Below are 15,830 nucleotides of genomic sequence, written 5' to 3'. Positions count from 1 at the left end.
GAGAAAGTATGCAATTGAATCTTGATACTAAAATTGCCTTCTTAGGGATGGGATTAATGGGCGCTCGCATGGCTATGCGTCTGCTTCAGGCAGGTTTTCAGGTGGCGGTCTGGAACCGTACACCTGCGGCCTGTTATCCGCTGTTAGACTTAGGTGCGACTGCGCTATCTTTAGACCAGATTGCAGATTACCCGGTGATACTCACCTGTCTGGCAGATGATCAGGCAGTGCAATCTGTTTTTGCTCAGATCGAACCGTATTTGCTTACGGAGCAAGTGATTGTGGATTTTTCCAGTCTTTCGGTACAGCAAACTCAAGCACTTGCCGCGCAAGCACAGGCCAAGAAAGTAATCTGGATTGACTCTCCAGTTTCAGGCGGTACCGCCGGAGCTGAACAAGGCAGTCTGGTGATTTTTGCCGGTGGTAATGCCGCGACTATTGAAAATCTTAATCCGATCTATGCAGTACTTTCACAGCGCGTCACCCGTATGGGCGACACAGGTACCGGTCAGGCGACCAAAATCTGTAATCAGCTGATTGTGGCTGCCAATAGCACCTTGATCGCAGAAGCGGTCGCCTTGGCTGGACTTGCTGGAGTGGATACACGTTTACTGGCGCCTGCGCTGGCAGGTGGTTTTGCCGACTCCAAGCCTTTTCAGATTCTGGCACCACGCATGGCCACGCAGACTTTTGAACCGGTGCAATGGAAAGTACAGACCTTATCCAAGGATCTGAATAATGCCGTGCAACTGGCCCAAAGCTTTGATCTGGATGTTCCGGTCGCGACTCAAGCTTTAACGCAGTTACATGCCCATCAAGCCCAAGGCTTTGCCGAAGCAGATCTGGCCACTGTGATCCAACAGCTGAAACACTCATAACGCTTGATTGATGCAACCCTGAATATTGAAGAGACCTACATGATTAAACTTGCCGTCAACCTGTCGATGATTTTTACCGAAGTGCCGCTTATAGAACGCTTCGCGCTGGCTCGTGCACAGGGCTTTAATCATGTGGAAATCCAGTTTCCTTATGAGCTCACCATTGGCCAGATTCAAAACCAGCTCAGCATGCATCGGCTGAACTTGTGCCTGATTAATGTGCCAGCGGGCGATTTAATGCAGGGCGGTCATGGCCTGGCCGGCATTCCAGGACAGGAAATCGAGTTTCGTCATGCTGTTGAGCAGACCATCCAGTATGCCACGGCGTTGAATGTACCGCGGGTGAACATTCTGGCAGGAAAACAGCCTAGGGATTGTGATCTTTTACCCTGCCTGAATACGCTGGCGAGTAACCTGAAAATGGCCTGTTCAATGCTGCTTGAGCATCAAATTGAACCGGTCTTCGAAATGATCAATGGCACCGATATGCCACGTTTTTTGATTCAAAATATTGCCCAAGCCCAGGAAATGCTGGAAGCGGTACATCATCCGGCCTTAAAAATGCAGTACGACTGTTACCACATGGCAATGATGGGCGAAGATGTCCTGGAAACTTTGCAAGAAAATATTGCCTCGATTGGTCATATCCAGTTTGCAGATTGTCCGGGACGGCATCAACCCAATACGGGTTCAATTCAATATCATGATATATTTCAGTGGTTAAAACATAGTCAATATCAAGGTTATGTCGCTGCCGAGTATAAACCTAGCGGACATTCCAACGATTCCTTTGACTGGAAAGCTGAGTTCTTTCCGGAGCATGACTGAGTGGACTGCGGCTTCATTTGAAATTCAGGACTAAAACCGCTATATTAGACCATGCATAATTGTTAGGAAATTACACTCCCCATGAATTTAGAACCATCGCCCAGCGCTTCTAATTCTCACGATCTTACTATGAATTCAAATTCTCAAGCTGTACAGGACTGCTTAAAAGTCGTACATGCTGCACTTGAAGATGTAAAAGCAAAAGAAATTGTTGAGCTTGATGTCAGCGGTATCAGTAATGTGGCTGATGCTATGGTCATTGCAAGCGGTACATCGACACGTCACATCAAATCATTGGCCAATAACGTTGCTGAAGAAGCACGTAAAGCTGGCTTCCGCCCTCTTGGTATTGAAGGCGAACGTGATGCTGAATGGATCCTCATCGACCTTGGTTATGTGGTGGTTCATTGTATGCTTCCAACAGCGCGTAAATTCTATGACCTAGAAAGCTTATGGCGCAATCCTACAGATACTGACTCTGTAGCGTAAAAACCGAATATTCAAAAAAGCGACCTGTGTAGGTCGCTTTTTTATTGCCTGTTCATCTAACTTTATAAGCATTAATACAACTCAATCTGTTCGCTATTTTTTAATTTCCATCTTGTCTTATGCACCGATTTGATTGGTATTTTAGGATCAATTCATCATCAACATAGACGTTCGATGATCACTCAATCATCCTTTTCCCAAGATATAAAATAAAAAATCCCCCTTTATTAAAAGGGGGACTTAGGAGGATTCTAATGATTTAGATGATTAGTGACCCGTACCATTAATGGCTTTAGTCATATCTTCCACCACTTTCTTGGCATCACCAAAGATCATCATGGTCTTGTCATTATAGAACAAGTCATTGTCGAGACCCGCATAACCGGTTGCCATAGAACGCTTGATCACCATAATCGTACGTGCCTTATGGGCTTCCAGAATTGGCATACCATAAATTGGCGATGTTGGATCATCTTTCGCCGCAGGGTTCACAACGTCGTTCGCACCAATCACTAGCACTACATCTGTTGCCGGGAAGTCCGAGTTGATCTCATCCATTTCCAGGATGTCTTCATACGGTACGTCCGCTTCAGCAAGTAGTACGTTCATATGACCTGGCATACGACCTGCTACAGGATGAATCGCAAAACGAACCGTTACGCCCTGCTCTTTTAGCAAGTTAGCCAATTCTTTTACCGCATTTTGTGCACGGCCTTGCGCCATACCATAACCCGGTACAATCACCACGCTGTCTGCATTTGACATCAGGAAGCCTGCATCATCTGCCGAGCCAGAACGGTGATTACGTTGGACCTGTTCACCTGCTCCTGCTGTCGGCGCAGCTGCACCGCCCATCGCACCGCCAAACAAAACGTTGATGATTGAGCGGTTCATCGCTTTACACATGATGTAAGACAGAATAGCACCTGAAGAACCCACCAGTGAGCCTGCAACGATCAACATGTTGTTTTCTAAGGTAAAACCAATACCAGCTGCTGCCCAACCCGAGAATGAGTTGAGTAGCGATACCACCACTGGCATATCACCACCACCGACTGGTGCAATCCATACCCAGCCGAATGCCAGCGCAAGACCTGTCATCGCCCAGAACGAGGTCATATTGCCAGTCAGGAAGAAGTGAACACCAAAACCTAACATTGCAATAAAGATAATTGCCTGAACCGGTTTCACCCATGCACCTGAAATGGTTTTCGCCCATTTCTTTGCAGCCAGTTTGCCGTAAGCAAAGACTGATGCTGTAAAAGTAATCGCACCTACGAAACAGCCCACAAATAGTTCAAATAAATGAACACGACTCATTTCATGAAAATTGATACCATTGGCAGCCAACAGGTCTGGACCTAGTTCAATCAATTTGTTGTTGTGAATAATGGCAGCGACAGCAATCAAGACCGCAGCCAGACCCACCAATGAGTGCATCAACGCTACAGTCTCAGGCATCTGGGTCATTGGAACTGTGCGTGCACGGGCAATACCCACGATTGCACCCAGTACCATTGCACCAATAATCATCCAGACCACTGGATTCTCAGCCACAAAGAAGGTAGTCACGACCGCAATGGCCATCGCGATCATCCCGTAACGGTTACCGGCAATCGCAGTTTTAGGACCTGATAAACCACGTAGCGTCAGGATAAAAAGAACGGCACCAATCAGGTAGAACCAATCCGCATATTCTCGAATCATTTCCATGGATTAACCCTCTTTTTTCTTTTGCTTAGGTTTAAACATTTCCAGCATACGAGCAGTCACGGCAAAGCCACCGAAAATATTAATGCTCGCCAGGAATACTGCAATCGCGCCAAGTACGCTCACCACGTTAATGGTCTGGAAATCCACGCTACCTTCAACGCCAATCACCGGCAGGCCAACAGTCTGAATCATTGCACCGACAATAATGATCGATGACAAGGCATTGGTGACCGCCATCAACGGCGTATGCAATGCTGGTGTTACACCCCACACCACGTAGTAACCTACGAAAATGGCAAGGACAAAAATCGTAATTGTTTCAACCATGAGTCTTCTCCTTAACCACGTTTCAGCAGCACTTGGCCGCCATGAGTGACGAGTAGGGCTTTTTGAATTTCTTCTTCTTGATTCAGGACAAAATTCTTATCTGCATCAAATAGTGTTTCAACGAAGTTAAATACGTTACGAGCGTATAAAGCAGAGGCTTCAGTTGATACAGTCGACGGAATATTTGGAATGCCGAGAATTTTGACGCCATTGTCGGTATGGACTGTTTCGCCACATTTCGAACCTTCGACGTTGCCGCCAGACTCTACTGCCATGTCCAAAATTACTGAACCTGGTTTCATTTTCGCAACTGTTTCAGCACGGATTAAACGCGGTGCATCACGGCCCGGTAAAAGCGCTGTGGTAATCACGATGTCAGCATTTGATACCGCTTTATCAACAATTGCAGCCTGATCGCGGATGTATTCTTCACCCGGCATCCAGCCATAACCATTTTTGGCAGCATCAGCCGCTTTTTGCTGCTCTTCAGCAGACATCGGCACGTCTAGCCATTTACCGCCCAGAGATTCAACCTGATCTTTGGCAGTTGGACGCAAGTCCGTGGCTTCAACGATGGCACCTAAACGTTTTGCAGTGGCAATCGCTTGCAGACCCGCTACGCCGACACCCATAATCACCACACGAGCCGGTTTAACCGTACCCGCAGCAGTCATCAGCATCGGGAACATGCGCTGGTATTCAGCCGCAGCCAAAAGCACCGACTTGTAACCTGCAAGGTTGGCTTGAGAAGACAAGACATCCATGTTCTGCGCACGAGATAAGGTTCGTGGCAAAAGTTCCAATGCAAATGCAGACACGTTTTGTGCCGCGAATTGGTCAAGCTCAGTATTACGGTAAGGATCAAACATTGCCACGATAGTGGTATTCGGGTTGAGTTTTTGAATTTCCTCACCTTTCGGTGCACGAACTTTTAAAATCAACTGACTGCCGGTGTAGGCATCATCCGTAATTTTGGCACCAACTTGTTCATAGGCACTATCGATATAGGCAGCTTTAACCCCTGCACCACGTTCGATAATCACGCTATGTCCTGCGCTGATCAATTTCTTTACTGTCTCTGGCGTCGCAGCGACGCGATTTTCACCGACAACAGTTTCGGCTGGAATTCCGATCTGCATGAGCGTTCCTCAAGCTAATTTTTCTTAAGTAAACATCGTGTAAAACGATGCTTCCCCTCAGGATGTGTTCTTGTTGAATTTTTGGATTCTAATCAAACTGTTTGAAATTACCACCTACTATTTATTTAATAAATACCTATATTTTGAACTGATGATTCATAAAAATGATGCTGCAATAGCACATTTATTTAATTCAACGGCTATTCATATTCGATGCTTTTATAAACGATATTCATTCCGCTGAATGAAATATCCAGATTTTACTGGTGTAAATAAGCGCAGATTTCTGATTTATTTTGTTACATTGATGATTCTGACAATGATTGCTGTATTTCCTGATTTAGAAGCAGACTTTCAATTTCTCTAGTCCCTATAGATAGCGGCACTTTAGCTGCGCCGTTTTTTTAGTTTTGACTTTTTTGACAGATTTAGCACTCAAGCAAGAGCACTGTTTTTAGATGTTAAAATCGTATTTTATGAAATGATAGAATTTGATTTGAGCAGATCTTCATCAGACACAATTAATAGATCTGACAAAAAGTAATCGCTAAAATTTTATAAGACTCAGGTCTCAAACAGTCAGATAAAGGGTAGAAAAAAAGCTGGATGACTATTTATTATATTAATGTACTGAACTTGATTCAAAATGGAAAATCTCATTTTCGCACCAAATTTGCGCAATAAAATAGAGTAAATATTCCACTTTTTTGACCTCAGTGCTCTTTTTTATTGTTTTTACTTTAAGCTGCGCTTTAATGAAGCAACCCCATCATTAAAAGATAAAAAATTCTGTAAATATTCACTCATACTTTCTATTTGAAATTGCACTTCTTTCATTAAGCTGCCTGAGTTCTAACAATTTTCAATGCTGGCAATATTTCTCTACTTTTAAAGCAAGAACTTCTGGCCTATAGTGCCCTCAATTTGAACATTATTCTCATTCCTCATTTAAGTTCTTCCGGTCTGAATACAAGGTTAGCCCTATGCACACGCCCCTCGATATTAGTCAAAATAAGCCCTTATTATGGCTGATGGCGATTGCATGCGGCTTATGTGCCGGCGCTAACTATTATTGCCAGCCGCTGATTTCATCGATTCAGCAGTATTATCAGGTGCCTGAATCACAAGTAGCGCTCACCGTCACCTTTGCTCAAATCTCTTATGCCTTGGGCCTGCTGTTTATTGTGCCTTTAGGGGACATGCTAAATAAAACCAAACTGATCCCCTTTCTCATGCTGGGTGCGGCAGCAGGTTTATTTATTTGTGCCAGTGCAGTGAATCTGCCGATGCTCTGGGTCGGCACTATCATTGCCGGACTGTTTTCCGTGGCTGCACAGATTCTGATTCCCTTGGCCACCATGGCGGTCAAACCGGAAAAAACCGGAGAAGTGGTGGGCTTCCTGATGAGCGGATTACTGGTGGGCATTCTGCTCTCGACCAGTATTGCCGGATTACTTTCCGACCTGTTTCACTGGAAAATGATTTATATCGTCAGTGGCATAAGTATGCTGGCTTTAAGTTTTTATTTGAAAGGAAAACTACCGAGCCTGCCACGTCTGAGAATCAGCTATACAGCGATTTTTAAATCTATGGGGATATTACTCAAGCAGGAACCACGTCTGGTATTGCGTTCACTGACAGGTGCGTGTGCTTTTGCTGCCATGAGTATGTTGTTCTCCACCATCGCTCTACTGCTAACGCAGGAACCTTTTCAGCTTTCTGATGTCATGGTCGGACTGGTCACGCTGGTCGGTGTATTTGGCGCACTTTCCACGCAGTTCATTGGCAAATGGGCCGATCGTGGCCATATCAAAACACTGAGCTGGATCGGCTGTTCTATCCTGGTGGGGAGCTGGCTGTTTTTATATTTTGGTGCAGTGTCTTTGCTGAGTTATATTTTGGGTTATGGGCTGATAAATCTTGGACTCGCGATTACGCACAGCTGTAACCAGAACGTAATTTTCCGCCTGCGCCCGGATGCCAAATCACGGGTCAATTCACTCTATATGACCTTGTATTTTATTGGTGGTGCATGTGGTTCAGCCTTAGGGGTTTATGCCTGGCATCACGGTGGCTGGAGCATGACCTGTCTGGCAGGACTTGGGCTAGCTTTGTGCGCTACCTTATTCGCCCTGCTGGATCAATGGTATCAGGCCAGAACAACTGCATAAGTATTTTGACTATATTTAGCTGACTTGCGCCGCCGGATAATAAGGCTTATTCAGATCAAGAGTTTGTGAATTTTCCAATAAAATACAGATAAAAACCGGCAATAAGGCTGCCAGAATCCGGCAGCTTTCCTCTAATGATTTATAATTCAGCGAGCTGTGATACGTGGCGCCACCCTGCATTATCTGATGGTGCAAGGTAGATAAACGCTGAAATATTCCAGCTAAAATTTCAACAGAATTTCGTTCTTTTAAAGCATGCTGTATATTTTTTTTCTGTGTTTCCAGATCAGCTTGACAGCTTTCCAGACTAATTTTCTGATGGCGATAATCCCAAAAGCTTTGTTCCACATAGGGATTGGCCAAGAGTGAGCGAATCGGCTGGTGGTATTTGTCCCAGAGAATATGATTAATTTTCTGATCCAGATCCTTTTGGCAGAGCATTTCCAGAAACTGCTGTAGCTTGCTTTGATCTTGAACTAGATCACTCTCATCTGCATAAATCGCCTGAAAGCTGATCCACAGGCTGATAAACTTAAAATCCAGATCCTGATCCAGGTCTAGCGATTTTTTAAACCAGCCTAAGCCCCGATGAATTCTTAAATTAAAATGTGCCGAATTTTGTGCTTTATGGCTTTTATAAATTTCCTCCAATAACAACATGATTATTCTCCTTATTTCTAGCGTTTTTATCTTCATCTTTCTCCTATCAAAATATACCATTCCAACCTGACTGGGAATTCCAATTTTATTTCTTGTTTCATTCCCTGGATTTATTGGCTTGGTTTAAGTTCGCCGAGTGGTTTTTCTGATTTTATGCTAGTATTACGCCCTCTTTTTGCGACGTCAGCCGATCCGGTTTTAGCCAAGAACCAATAGCTGAGTGATCGCATGGATTGCTTCTTCTTTCTTCCATTTCGTTAAGGCGTGATTTTGAATGACTGATCTGACCACCATTGAAAATAAACTTCAACCACGAATCAGTGTTGCGCCGATGATGGATTGGACCACCAAAGATTATCGTTTCTTTGCACGTATGTTTAACCCGAATGTGATTATGTACACTGAAATGGTCACCACAGGTGCGATCATTTATGGTGATGCCAAACGTCATTTGGACTTTAATGCGGAAGAGCAGCCAATCGTTTTGCAACTCGGCGGCTCGAATCCAAAAGATCTGGCAATCTGTACCAAGATGGCGCAGGACTGGGGCTATAACGAAGTCAATTTAAATGTAGGTTGCCCAAGTGACCGGGTACAAAATAATAAAATTGGTGCCTGTCTGATGGCGGAGCCTGATCTAGTCGCAGAATGTATTGCTGAAATGCGTCATGCGGTGGATATTCCAGTGACCGTAAAACACCGGATCGGAATTGATGATATGCAATCTTATGAAGAGATGCTGCATTTTGTCGATACCGTGGCCAAAACCGGCTGCAATAATTTTATCGTGCATGCGCGGATTGCCTTATTAAAAGGTCTATCACCTAAAGAAAACCGCGACGTGCCACCCCTACGTTATGAAGATGTCTACCGTTTAAAACAGGATCGTCCTGATCTGCTCATCGAGATCAACGGCGGAATTAAAACCTATGCCGAAACGCTGGAACATCTCAAACATGTGGATGGGGTGATGATTGGCCGCGAAGCCTATCATAATCCTTACTTACTGGCTGAACTGGGCCAGTTATGGAATCTGGATGCACCAGACCGTTTTGACATTATGCAACAGATGCTGCCTTATATTGCCCAGCGCATGGCCGAAGGTGCACCTTTATCCATTATTACCCGTCATATTTTAGGACTGTTCCAGAATTTGCCGGGTGCACGTAAATGGCGTCAGGCTTTAAGCGGTGGTAATGCCAAAACCTTGAAAGATGTAGAGACTGCACTTTTTAATATTCAGGAAGCGATGCAGCGTACCGAAGATTATGTACGTGAACATCAACAAGTTGAGTCCTAAACACAAAAAGCACCAATGATCGGTGCTTTTTTATAGCGATTGCGCATGAGTTATTGCGTATACGCCGTGATATTGCCGACCGGAATCGGCTCTTCCTGATAAGAAACATCTTGTAATGCAGGTTCAGCCACTGGTGTGATTAGAGAGCCGGAGACATTCTGGTTCGGTTCATCTACAGGTTCCAGATCATCCAAGGCTGAGGCCAGTTGCTGTAATTCTCGATCCAGTTGCTGACGATATTTTTCAATTTCAATTTCATCAATAAAAGCAAAGGCATCATCTTCAATCGACCAACTATACCCGCCATCTACCTTAAAGACTTTTACATGAATGGGATATTCCTCACCCTGATAATTCAGATGAGAAATGGCCTGAAACTCATTCCCCTGACGCTGGACAATTTTGACCTTTTTCACGGTAAAACGATAGTGTTGATAATCTCGATTGGAATTAAATTCACGTTGCATCTGCGTTTGAATATTTCTGGCCAGTTCATCCATCGAGACAAAATAACTGCATCCAGCCAGACAGGCGACCATCCATAACATCATGATTTTTTTCATAGCGCCCCCTCTTTTTTCTTTCCACTTCCTGCTTATAGCCGATATATACAGTATTTTTATCTTTGCTTATTCTGTGACCCATTTTATGCTTTTTTGCAAAAACAATAAACAAACAGCGCTTCGATTAAGACTAAATATTTATGGTTTCTATAGTTTTTTTGAATTAATGATAAAAAATCAGCTATAAAAAAACCCTGATGGATTCAGGGTTTTTTCGATACAGATCATTTTAAAAATCATCATCACTGGATGGATCACGATACAGGGCATCATGAATAGCTTCGATCAACTGCTGGGCAATCTCCTGCTTGGAGGCTTTTTCCAGATCACGTTTGTCTAGCTGATAATGCTCGGCAAAGAATACTGTCATGGCATTTTCATCCGAAGCAAAACCAATATCTGCACGTGAAACATCATTGCAGGCAATCATATCCAGCTTTTTCGCGACCAGCTTTCCGGCAGCATATTCTTCAATATTGCGGGTTTCTGCAGCAAATCCGACCATAAATGGACGTTTTTCCTGCTGGGCAATGGTGGCGACAATATCCGGATTTTTCACCAAGGCTACATTCAGTTCATCACCAGCTTTCTTGATTTTATGCTCGGCTACTTCTGCCACACGGTAATCGGCTACTGCAGCTGTCGCAATAAAGATATCGCAACCATTTTCCAGCATCTGCATGCTTTCATTCAGCATTTGTACGGCAGAAGAAACATTCTTACGTTTTACGCCATTTGGGGTATCCAGACTGACCGGCCCTGCAATCAAGGTGACATTTGCCCCTGCTGCATAACAGGCGGCAGCCAATGCAAAGCCCATTTTTCCGGTACTGTGATTGGAAATATAACGCACTGGATCAATCGCTTCGCGGGTCGGGCCTGCGGTAATCGTGACTTGTTTACCAGCAAGCAGGCCAAATTTTTCCGCAATCGCACGTTGGGCTTTATGGAAATATTCGGTTACCTGATGCGCTAAATCTTCCGGCTCAGGCATCCGGCCCAAACCTACATCACCACAAGCCTGTGATCCTGCGTCCGGCATGATCACATGCACACCATCTTCGATCAGTGTCGCAAGATTACGCTGCGTTGCTTTCGCCGCCCACATTTGCTGGTTCATGGCGGGTGCCACCCAGACGGGTGCTTTTGTTGCCAGATATAAAGTACTTAAGAGATCATCAGCCAGACCTGCGGCAAACTTTGCCAAGGTGTCACAGCTGGCCGGTGCTACCAGCAACAGATCTGCCCAACGTGCCAGCTCGATGTGGCCCATGCCGGCTTCTGCTTCAGTATCCAGCAATTCGGTATGTACAGGATTGCCCGATAAGGCTTGAAAGGTTAAAGGTGTAATAAAAGCCTGTGCACCGTGAGTCATGACGACCCGCACATCAAATCCGGCATCTTTCAGACGACGAACCAGAATTGCACTTTTATAGGCAGCAATACCGCCAGTAACGGCCAAAATGATATTTTTATGAGGAATTACACTTAGATCAAAGCTCACGAACAGATTACCTTGCTGTTGCAGTGGGGCTCACAATAGCATTAAATAATCGCATCCCCAAGAGATCAGCTTGCGGGAAAACTGATAATTCATAATAAATAAGTCTAATAACTATGCAATTTTCTATTAAAAACTGGCCGGAACAAGAACGGCCGCGAGAACGCTTAATTCAATATGGCGCAGAAAGTCTGTCCGATGCCGAGCTACTGGCCATTTTTCTACGTTCCGGTTCTCAGCAACATTCGGCAGTTGATCTGGCGCGTTTGCTGATTCAGCATTTTGGTCATTTGACTGCGCTACTGGATGCACCTTTACAGGAAGTCAGCCAGTTTCATGGCATGGGCATCAGTAAATATACCCAACTGATGGCCGTCAAGGAACTGGGACGGCGTTACATAGCCGAGCACCTGAAACAGGATGCACTAGAACTCACCAATTCCAAACGGCTGAGAGATTACTTACGTTTTGAACTGCTCGGTGAAACTCAGGAGGTATTTGCCGTGCTGTGTCTGGATGCCAGTTTAAGAAAAATTGCCTTTAAAAAACTGTTTTATGGCTCAGTGAATGCATGTGATATCTCTATTAATCAATTACTACGTTATGCCATTAGCCAACAGGCGACCTCGATTGTCATTGCGCATAATCATCCGCTGGGTCGGCCCTCTCCATCCAAGGCCGACCTGTTGTTAACCCGCCAGATTCAGCAGGCCTGCCAGCTGGTAGATATTCATCTGATTGACCATTGCATTATCGCTTTGGAGGGCAGTTTTTCCTTTGCTGAGCAGCAACTCATCAAACCGGAAATGCAGTATTGAATAGCACTTGACAAAGCAGGCACAACTCAACAAGATCATGAAAAAATTGTGATGATTCCAATAAATGATCGTACGTGACCAGCCGACTGTTTTTAAACTGCTGTTTTCCTGGCGGGGGACGATTTTACCTAAAGTTTTGCCACCTTTAGGCGTAGTGATGCTGATGTCAGCCATCATCGGTGGCTTGTCACATATTGGTTATTTTCATTTTCCAGAATTACCCCTGGTCGGCTTTACCCTGATTGGAGTGGTACTGTCGATCTTTCTCGGATTTAAGAACTCGGCCTGTTATGACCGCTGGTGGGAAGCGCGCAAACTTTGGGGCATTTTGATTGCCAATTCTCGTCATTTTGACCGTGATTGCCGGATGCTGTCCCAAGGTCGCCGTGAACGTGTAATTCAGCATGTGATTGTCTTTGCCAATGTCCTCCGTGACCGGCTACGCCATCAGACAGCCAATCCGACGGAACTGGTGGAAACCAGCGGCATGAGCCAGCAGGCTGTGACCCAACTCTATCAGCAGGCCAATGCGCCGCAATATACCTTAAGCCTGATTCAATGGGAGTTAATGCAGGCGCTCAAAGAAGGTGAAATCTCCGACATCATCTATATGCAGATGAATAATCATGTAGCAGAACTAAGTATTGTCCAGACCGGTTGTGACCGGATTGCAACAACGCCTTTGCCTTTTGCCTATTCGGTCTTGCTCAACCGCACCGTCTATTTTTTCTGTTTTATTTTGCCTTTTAGTCTGGGTTCAACGCTTGGTCTGTTTACGCCTTTGCTGGTCGGAATTTTGGCCTATACCTTTTTGGGACTGGATGCTTTAAGTTCGGAAATTGAAGAGCCTTTTGGTACTCAAAGCAACGACTTGCCTCTGGACTCGATGGTGCGTACCATTGAAATTGAACTATTAGGAACGTTGGGTAAACCAACGCCACCACCGATTCAGGCCAAAGATCATAATTTGCTATAATTTATAATTCTTTCCTCGCCCTTTGCTATTAGTAGCGAAGGGAAAATCTTCTCTCAAATGAAAAAGATCGAGGTAAAGGAATGACTAAACAAAACTCTCCCAAATTCCGACCTGCCCCGGTTTAAGACTCGGGACATTACCGAGTTTAATCCAGGGCATATGATCGCCATGAAAATCACTGCCAATCGAAACTTTAAGATCATGTTCAGCAATCATTCGATCCACCATCTGCCGGGTGGAACTTGGCTCAATTGCCGGGGGTAGTTCCACCGCATCTCCACCGAACTTGGCAAAGATTTCAATCAGGTAGCGGATATTGGTCGCAGATAAATCATATTTGGTCGGATGTGCCAGCACGGCGAAGCCGCCACTTTCATGAATCACATGAATCGTGTCTTCAAGACTCAAGCCATCAAATTTGACATAGGCTTTCTTGCCTTCCTTAATATATTTATCAAAAGCCTGTTGTGCACGGTTCACAATCCCCTTTTCTACCAGCGTTTTGGCAATATGCGTCCGTGTCACCCGATCAGAGATATTGTCTACTTTGGCGAGCACATCAATATAAATATCCTCCCCAATTAAAGGAACCAGCAGATCACAAATCTGTTTAGAGCGTTCAGCCCGGATTTTCTTTTGCTGATTGAGGGCTTTTTGTAAAGGCTCAGGATTTTGCATATTTAGCGCGACGATATGCACGCCATAGTTTTTTTTGGTGGCAGGGCGTGACCATTGGCTGGATATTTCCACCCCAGAAATGATCTTAATCTCATGATTTTTAGCGGCTTCCTCAGCCAATGCCAAACCGTCCATGGTGTCATGGTCCGTCAGGGCCAAAGTATGGACGAGTTTTTCCACAGCCGCTTCGACCAATTGCTGAGGACTGAAAGTTCCATCAGAAATATTACTATGTGTATGTAAATCTACGCCGTGCATCTCTATACTATGACATTTATTTGATCAGATTTAGATACTCTAACATGAAAGCACTTTTAGACTTTGTGCCACTCATTATTTTCTTTTATTTATATAAAACTGTAGATCCAAAAGACACTGACCATCAATTGCTGCAATTGATCGGTTCTGCGGGGGGTGTCGACAATAATAATATTCTTGTTGCAACCACAGGTCTGATTATTTCCATGCTGGTCGTCTATGGTGCGTTATTTGTCATGCAAAAATTCCGTCTGGACAAGCAGCAATGGATTGTCTTGTTTATGACGGTGATTTTTGGTGGCATCACCCTGATCCTCAGCGATGATTTTTATATCCGTCTAAAAGCCGTGTTACTGAATCTGGTCTTTGCCGGGGTCTTTTTATTATCCCCTTGGTTTAGCAAGGATAAAAAGCCTCTGATCCAGCGGTTATTTGGTCCAGTATTCAATCTAAGCGAAAAAGGCTGGTTCAAGCTGAACTATGCTTGGGTTGCCATGTTCGTACTGATGTCATTTCTGCATACCTTTTTCGCCTATTTGTGGATGGATGGAAAATATTGGGGTGAATTTACCGCATTCGGTGACATGATCGTGATGTTTTCCTTTATCATTATTCAGTTTATTGTATTGCGCAAATACTTTAAGACCGCTGAATAAGTCCAACTACAAACGATTGAGAGTCATCATGCCATTATTCGTCGTTAGCTGTACCGATCGGGAAGGTACAGTTGAAAAACGCCTCGCGATTCGTCCACAACATCTTGCACGTCTGGAACAGTTAAATGCTGAAGGCCGCCTGATTGTTGCAGGTGCCATGCCTAAGGATCCAGCCAATCCACAGGCCGGTTTTTATGGCAGTACCATTATTGTCGACTTTGACAGTCGTGAAGCGCTGGATACATGGCTACAGGATGAACCTTTCTTAAAAGAAGGTGTGTACGAACACATCGATGTTAAACCATTCAATAAAGCATTCCCTCAAGGATAAGGTTCATGCGTGTTGTTACTGCCAGTATCATTGGCCTATGTTTTATGATTTCTCCAGTATGGGCAGTCGAAGTTGCGCCTGCTCCTGTGACTCAGGAAAATCAGACAGCACAACCTCAAGGGACAGCGGTGACTTCCCAAACCCAGTCTACGCCGAAACCTGCCATTATTCCTGCCGTAGCATCTTCTGCCCAGCCGGTGCCACCTGCCGAGAATAAGCCATTAACTGCAGAAGAAATCGCCAAGCTCAAAGCCCAGCAAGATGCCAAGGTGAAAGCTTTGGTCAAAGATCAGGCCACCCGTTTGCAGCAACTGGAAAAAGCCAATCTGGAAGCACTATCGCAAAATCAAGAATTACAGCTCAAGAATGATAATCTTGGGGTGCAGGTACAGGTGCTGCAAAGTGAACGCAGTGCGCAGATGTTCCTCTACGGCGCTGCAACACTGGCTGTCGGTGTATTGCTCGGCTTCCTGATCGCGAGCTATGTTTATACCAAACGTCGTCGTCAATGGTAAGCTATAGCCCTTCCCGATATCTTTAAGGT

General features: G+C 44.8%; 17 protein-coding genes. 10 read left to right on the top strand and 7 right to left on the bottom strand.

Features of this window, described 5'->3' with window-relative positions; all coding sequences use genetic code 11:
• Positions 1-8 precede the first annotated feature (8 nt).
• The 3 genes from PYW33_RS02600 to rsfS all read left to right on the top strand — a co-directional run bounded on the left by PYW33_RS02600 (position 9) and on the right by rsfS (position 2,195).
• Positions 9-878, top strand: a complete 870-nt coding sequence (locus PYW33_RS02600) for an NAD(P)-dependent oxidoreductase (RefSeq protein ID WP_004645146.1) — start codon at positions 9-11, stop codon at positions 876-878.
• Between the two features lie 39 nt (positions 879-917).
• On the top strand, positions 918-1,706 hold the full coding sequence (locus PYW33_RS02595; RefSeq protein ID WP_004645145.1) for a hydroxypyruvate isomerase family protein: 789 nt from the start codon (positions 918-920) through the stop codon (positions 1,704-1,706).
• A gap of 81 nt (positions 1,707-1,787) precedes the next feature.
• The gene (gene rsfS, locus PYW33_RS02590) at positions 1,788-2,195 is read left to right on the top strand and encodes a ribosome silencing factor (protein ID WP_004645144.1); all 408 of its coding nucleotides are present in this window, start codon (positions 1,788-1,790) and stop codon (positions 2,193-2,195) included.
• 267 nt (positions 2,196-2,462) lie between these two features.
• Here rsfS and PYW33_RS02585 read toward each other — a convergent pair whose 3' ends face one another.
• Genes PYW33_RS02585 through PYW33_RS02575 form a run of 3 tightly spaced genes read right to left on the bottom strand, consistent with a single transcriptional unit; the run spans position 2,463 to position 5,374 of the window.
• The gene (locus PYW33_RS02585) at positions 2,463-3,908 is read right to left on the bottom strand and encodes an NAD(P)(+) transhydrogenase (Re/Si-specific) subunit beta (protein ID WP_004645143.1); all 1,446 of its coding nucleotides are present in this window, start codon (positions 3,906-3,908) and stop codon (positions 2,463-2,465) included.
• 3 nt (positions 3,909-3,911) lie between these two features.
• Positions 3,912-4,235, bottom strand: coding sequence for a proton-translocating transhydrogenase family protein (locus PYW33_RS02580; RefSeq protein WP_004281642.1), 324 nt, complete (start codon positions 4,233-4,235; stop codon positions 3,912-3,914).
• Positions 4,236-4,246: 11 nt separating this feature from the next.
• Positions 4,247-5,374, bottom strand: a complete 1,128-nt coding sequence (locus tag PYW33_RS02575) for a Re/Si-specific NAD(P)(+) transhydrogenase subunit alpha (RefSeq protein WP_004645141.1) — start codon at positions 5,372-5,374, stop codon at positions 4,247-4,249.
• 983 nt (positions 5,375-6,357) lie between these two features.
• Between PYW33_RS02575 and PYW33_RS02570 the strand changes: the two genes are divergently transcribed.
• A complete protein-coding gene (locus PYW33_RS02570; protein WP_004645139.1) occupies positions 6,358-7,545 on the top strand; it encodes an MFS transporter in 1,188 nt (395 codons plus the stop codon).
• 15 nt (positions 7,546-7,560) lie between these two features.
• Here the strand turns inward: PYW33_RS02570 and PYW33_RS02565 are convergent, their stop codons facing one another.
• Complete coding sequence (locus PYW33_RS02565) at positions 7,561-8,205, bottom strand: hypothetical protein (protein WP_004645138.1); 645 nt, start codon at positions 8,203-8,205, stop codon at positions 7,561-7,563.
• 274 nt (positions 8,206-8,479) lie between these two features.
• Between PYW33_RS02565 and dusA the strand changes: the two genes are divergently transcribed.
• Entirely contained in the window at positions 8,480-9,505 is a 1,026-nt protein-coding gene (gene dusA / locus PYW33_RS02560) for a tRNA dihydrouridine(20/20a) synthase DusA (RefSeq protein ID WP_004645137.1), read from the top strand.
• A gap of 50 nt (positions 9,506-9,555) precedes the next feature.
• Here the strand turns inward: dusA and PYW33_RS02555 are convergent, their stop codons facing one another.
• Complete coding sequence (locus PYW33_RS02555; RefSeq protein ID WP_004281611.1) at positions 9,556-10,068, bottom strand: hypothetical protein; 513 nt, start codon at positions 10,066-10,068, stop codon at positions 9,556-9,558.
• Between the two features lie 229 nt (positions 10,069-10,297).
• Positions 10,298-11,572, bottom strand: a complete 1,275-nt coding sequence (coaBC, locus tag PYW33_RS02550; RefSeq protein ID WP_004645136.1) for a bifunctional phosphopantothenoylcysteine decarboxylase/phosphopantothenate--cysteine ligase CoaBC — start codon at positions 11,570-11,572, stop codon at positions 10,298-10,300.
• Positions 11,573-11,685: 113 nt separating this feature from the next.
• Between coaBC and radC the strand changes: the two genes are divergently transcribed.
• Both radC and PYW33_RS02540 read left to right on the top strand, forming a co-directional pair.
• Positions 11,686-12,387: a RadC family protein gene (gene radC, locus PYW33_RS02545; RefSeq protein WP_004645135.1), complete on the top strand. Its 702-nt coding sequence runs from the start codon at positions 11,686-11,688 to the stop codon at positions 12,385-12,387.
• Positions 12,388-12,451: 64 nt separating this feature from the next.
• Complete coding sequence (locus PYW33_RS02540; protein WP_004281608.1) at positions 12,452-13,363, top strand: bestrophin family protein; 912 nt, start codon at positions 12,452-12,454, stop codon at positions 13,361-13,363.
• Between the two features lie 84 nt (positions 13,364-13,447).
• On the opposite strand, the gene PYW33_RS02535 is transcribed toward PYW33_RS02540, so the two are convergent.
• Entirely contained in the window at positions 13,448-14,299 is an 852-nt protein-coding gene (locus tag PYW33_RS02535; protein ID WP_004645133.1) for a PHP domain-containing protein, read from the bottom strand.
• A gap of 44 nt (positions 14,300-14,343) precedes the next feature.
• On the opposite strand from PYW33_RS02535, the gene PYW33_RS02530 reads away from it, so the two are divergent.
• The 3 genes from PYW33_RS02530 to PYW33_RS02520 are packed head-to-tail and all read left to right on the top strand — an operon-like array spanning position 14,344 to position 15,801.
• On the top strand, positions 14,344-14,955 hold the full coding sequence (locus PYW33_RS02530; RefSeq protein ID WP_004645132.1) for a septation protein IspZ: 612 nt from the start codon (positions 14,344-14,346) through the stop codon (positions 14,953-14,955).
• Positions 14,956-14,983: 28 nt separating this feature from the next.
• Positions 14,984-15,286, top strand: a complete 303-nt coding sequence (locus PYW33_RS02525; protein ID WP_004281605.1) for a YciI family protein — start codon at positions 14,984-14,986, stop codon at positions 15,284-15,286.
• A gap of 5 nt (positions 15,287-15,291) precedes the next feature.
• Positions 15,292-15,801 carry an SH3 domain-containing protein gene (locus tag PYW33_RS02520; protein WP_004645131.1) on the top strand — a complete coding sequence of 170 codons (510 nt, stop codon included), beginning with the start codon at positions 15,292-15,294 and terminating at the stop codon, positions 15,799-15,801.
• The last annotated feature ends 29 nt before the right edge of the window (positions 15,802-15,830 follow it).

It is taken from the genome of Acinetobacter lwoffii, from assembly GCF_029024105.1.
Taxonomy (GTDB): Bacteria; Pseudomonadota; Gammaproteobacteria; order Pseudomonadales; family Moraxellaceae; genus Acinetobacter; species Acinetobacter lwoffii.
This window is presented reverse-complemented; position numbering and strand designations above follow the sequence as displayed.

What these genes read in the sequence shown, in the direction of transcription:
- PYW33_RS02600 (WP_004645146.1), top strand. Translation starts at nt 9, where the DNA reads ATGCAATTGAATCTTGATACTAAAATTGCCTTCTTAGGGATGGGATTA.
- PYW33_RS02595 (WP_004645145.1), top strand. Translation starts at nt 918, where the DNA reads ATGATTAAACTTGCCGTCAACCTGTCGATGATTTTTACCGAAGTGCCG.
- rsfS (WP_004645144.1), top strand. Translation starts at nt 1,788, where the DNA reads ATGAATTTAGAACCATCGCCCAGCGCTTCTAATTCTCACGATCTTACT.
- PYW33_RS02585 (WP_004645143.1), bottom strand. Translation starts at nt 3,908, where the DNA reads ATGGAAATGATTCGAGAATATGCGGATTGGTTCTACCTGATTGGTGCC.
- PYW33_RS02580 (WP_004281642.1), bottom strand. Translation starts at nt 4,235, where the DNA reads ATGGTTGAAACAATTACGATTTTTGTCCTTGCCATTTTCGTAGGTTAC.
- PYW33_RS02575 (WP_004645141.1), bottom strand. Translation starts at nt 5,374, where the DNA reads ATGCAGATCGGAATTCCAGCCGAAACTGTTGTCGGTGAAAATCGCGTC.
- PYW33_RS02570 (WP_004645139.1), top strand. Translation starts at nt 6,358, where the DNA reads ATGCACACGCCCCTCGATATTAGTCAAAATAAGCCCTTATTATGGCTG.
- PYW33_RS02565 (WP_004645138.1), bottom strand. Translation starts at nt 8,205, where the DNA reads ATGTTGTTATTGGAGGAAATTTATAAAAGCCATAAAGCACAAAATTCG.
- dusA (WP_004645137.1), top strand. Translation starts at nt 8,480, where the DNA reads ATGACTGATCTGACCACCATTGAAAATAAACTTCAACCACGAATCAGT.
- PYW33_RS02555 (WP_004281611.1), bottom strand. Translation starts at nt 10,068, where the DNA reads ATGAAAAAAATCATGATGTTATGGATGGTCGCCTGTCTGGCTGGATGC.
- radC (WP_004645135.1), top strand. Translation starts at nt 11,686, where the DNA reads ATGCAATTTTCTATTAAAAACTGGCCGGAACAAGAACGGCCGCGAGAA.
- PYW33_RS02540 (WP_004281608.1), top strand. Translation starts at nt 12,452, where the DNA reads ATGATCGTACGTGACCAGCCGACTGTTTTTAAACTGCTGTTTTCCTGG.
- PYW33_RS02535 (WP_004645133.1), bottom strand. Translation starts at nt 14,299, where the DNA reads ATGCACGGCGTAGATTTACATACACATAGTAATATTTCTGATGGAACT.
- PYW33_RS02530 (WP_004645132.1), top strand. Translation starts at nt 14,344, where the DNA reads ATGAAAGCACTTTTAGACTTTGTGCCACTCATTATTTTCTTTTATTTA.
- PYW33_RS02525 (WP_004281605.1), top strand. Translation starts at nt 14,984, where the DNA reads ATGCCATTATTCGTCGTTAGCTGTACCGATCGGGAAGGTACAGTTGAA.
- PYW33_RS02520 (WP_004645131.1), top strand. Translation starts at nt 15,292, where the DNA reads ATGCGTGTTGTTACTGCCAGTATCATTGGCCTATGTTTTATGATTTCT.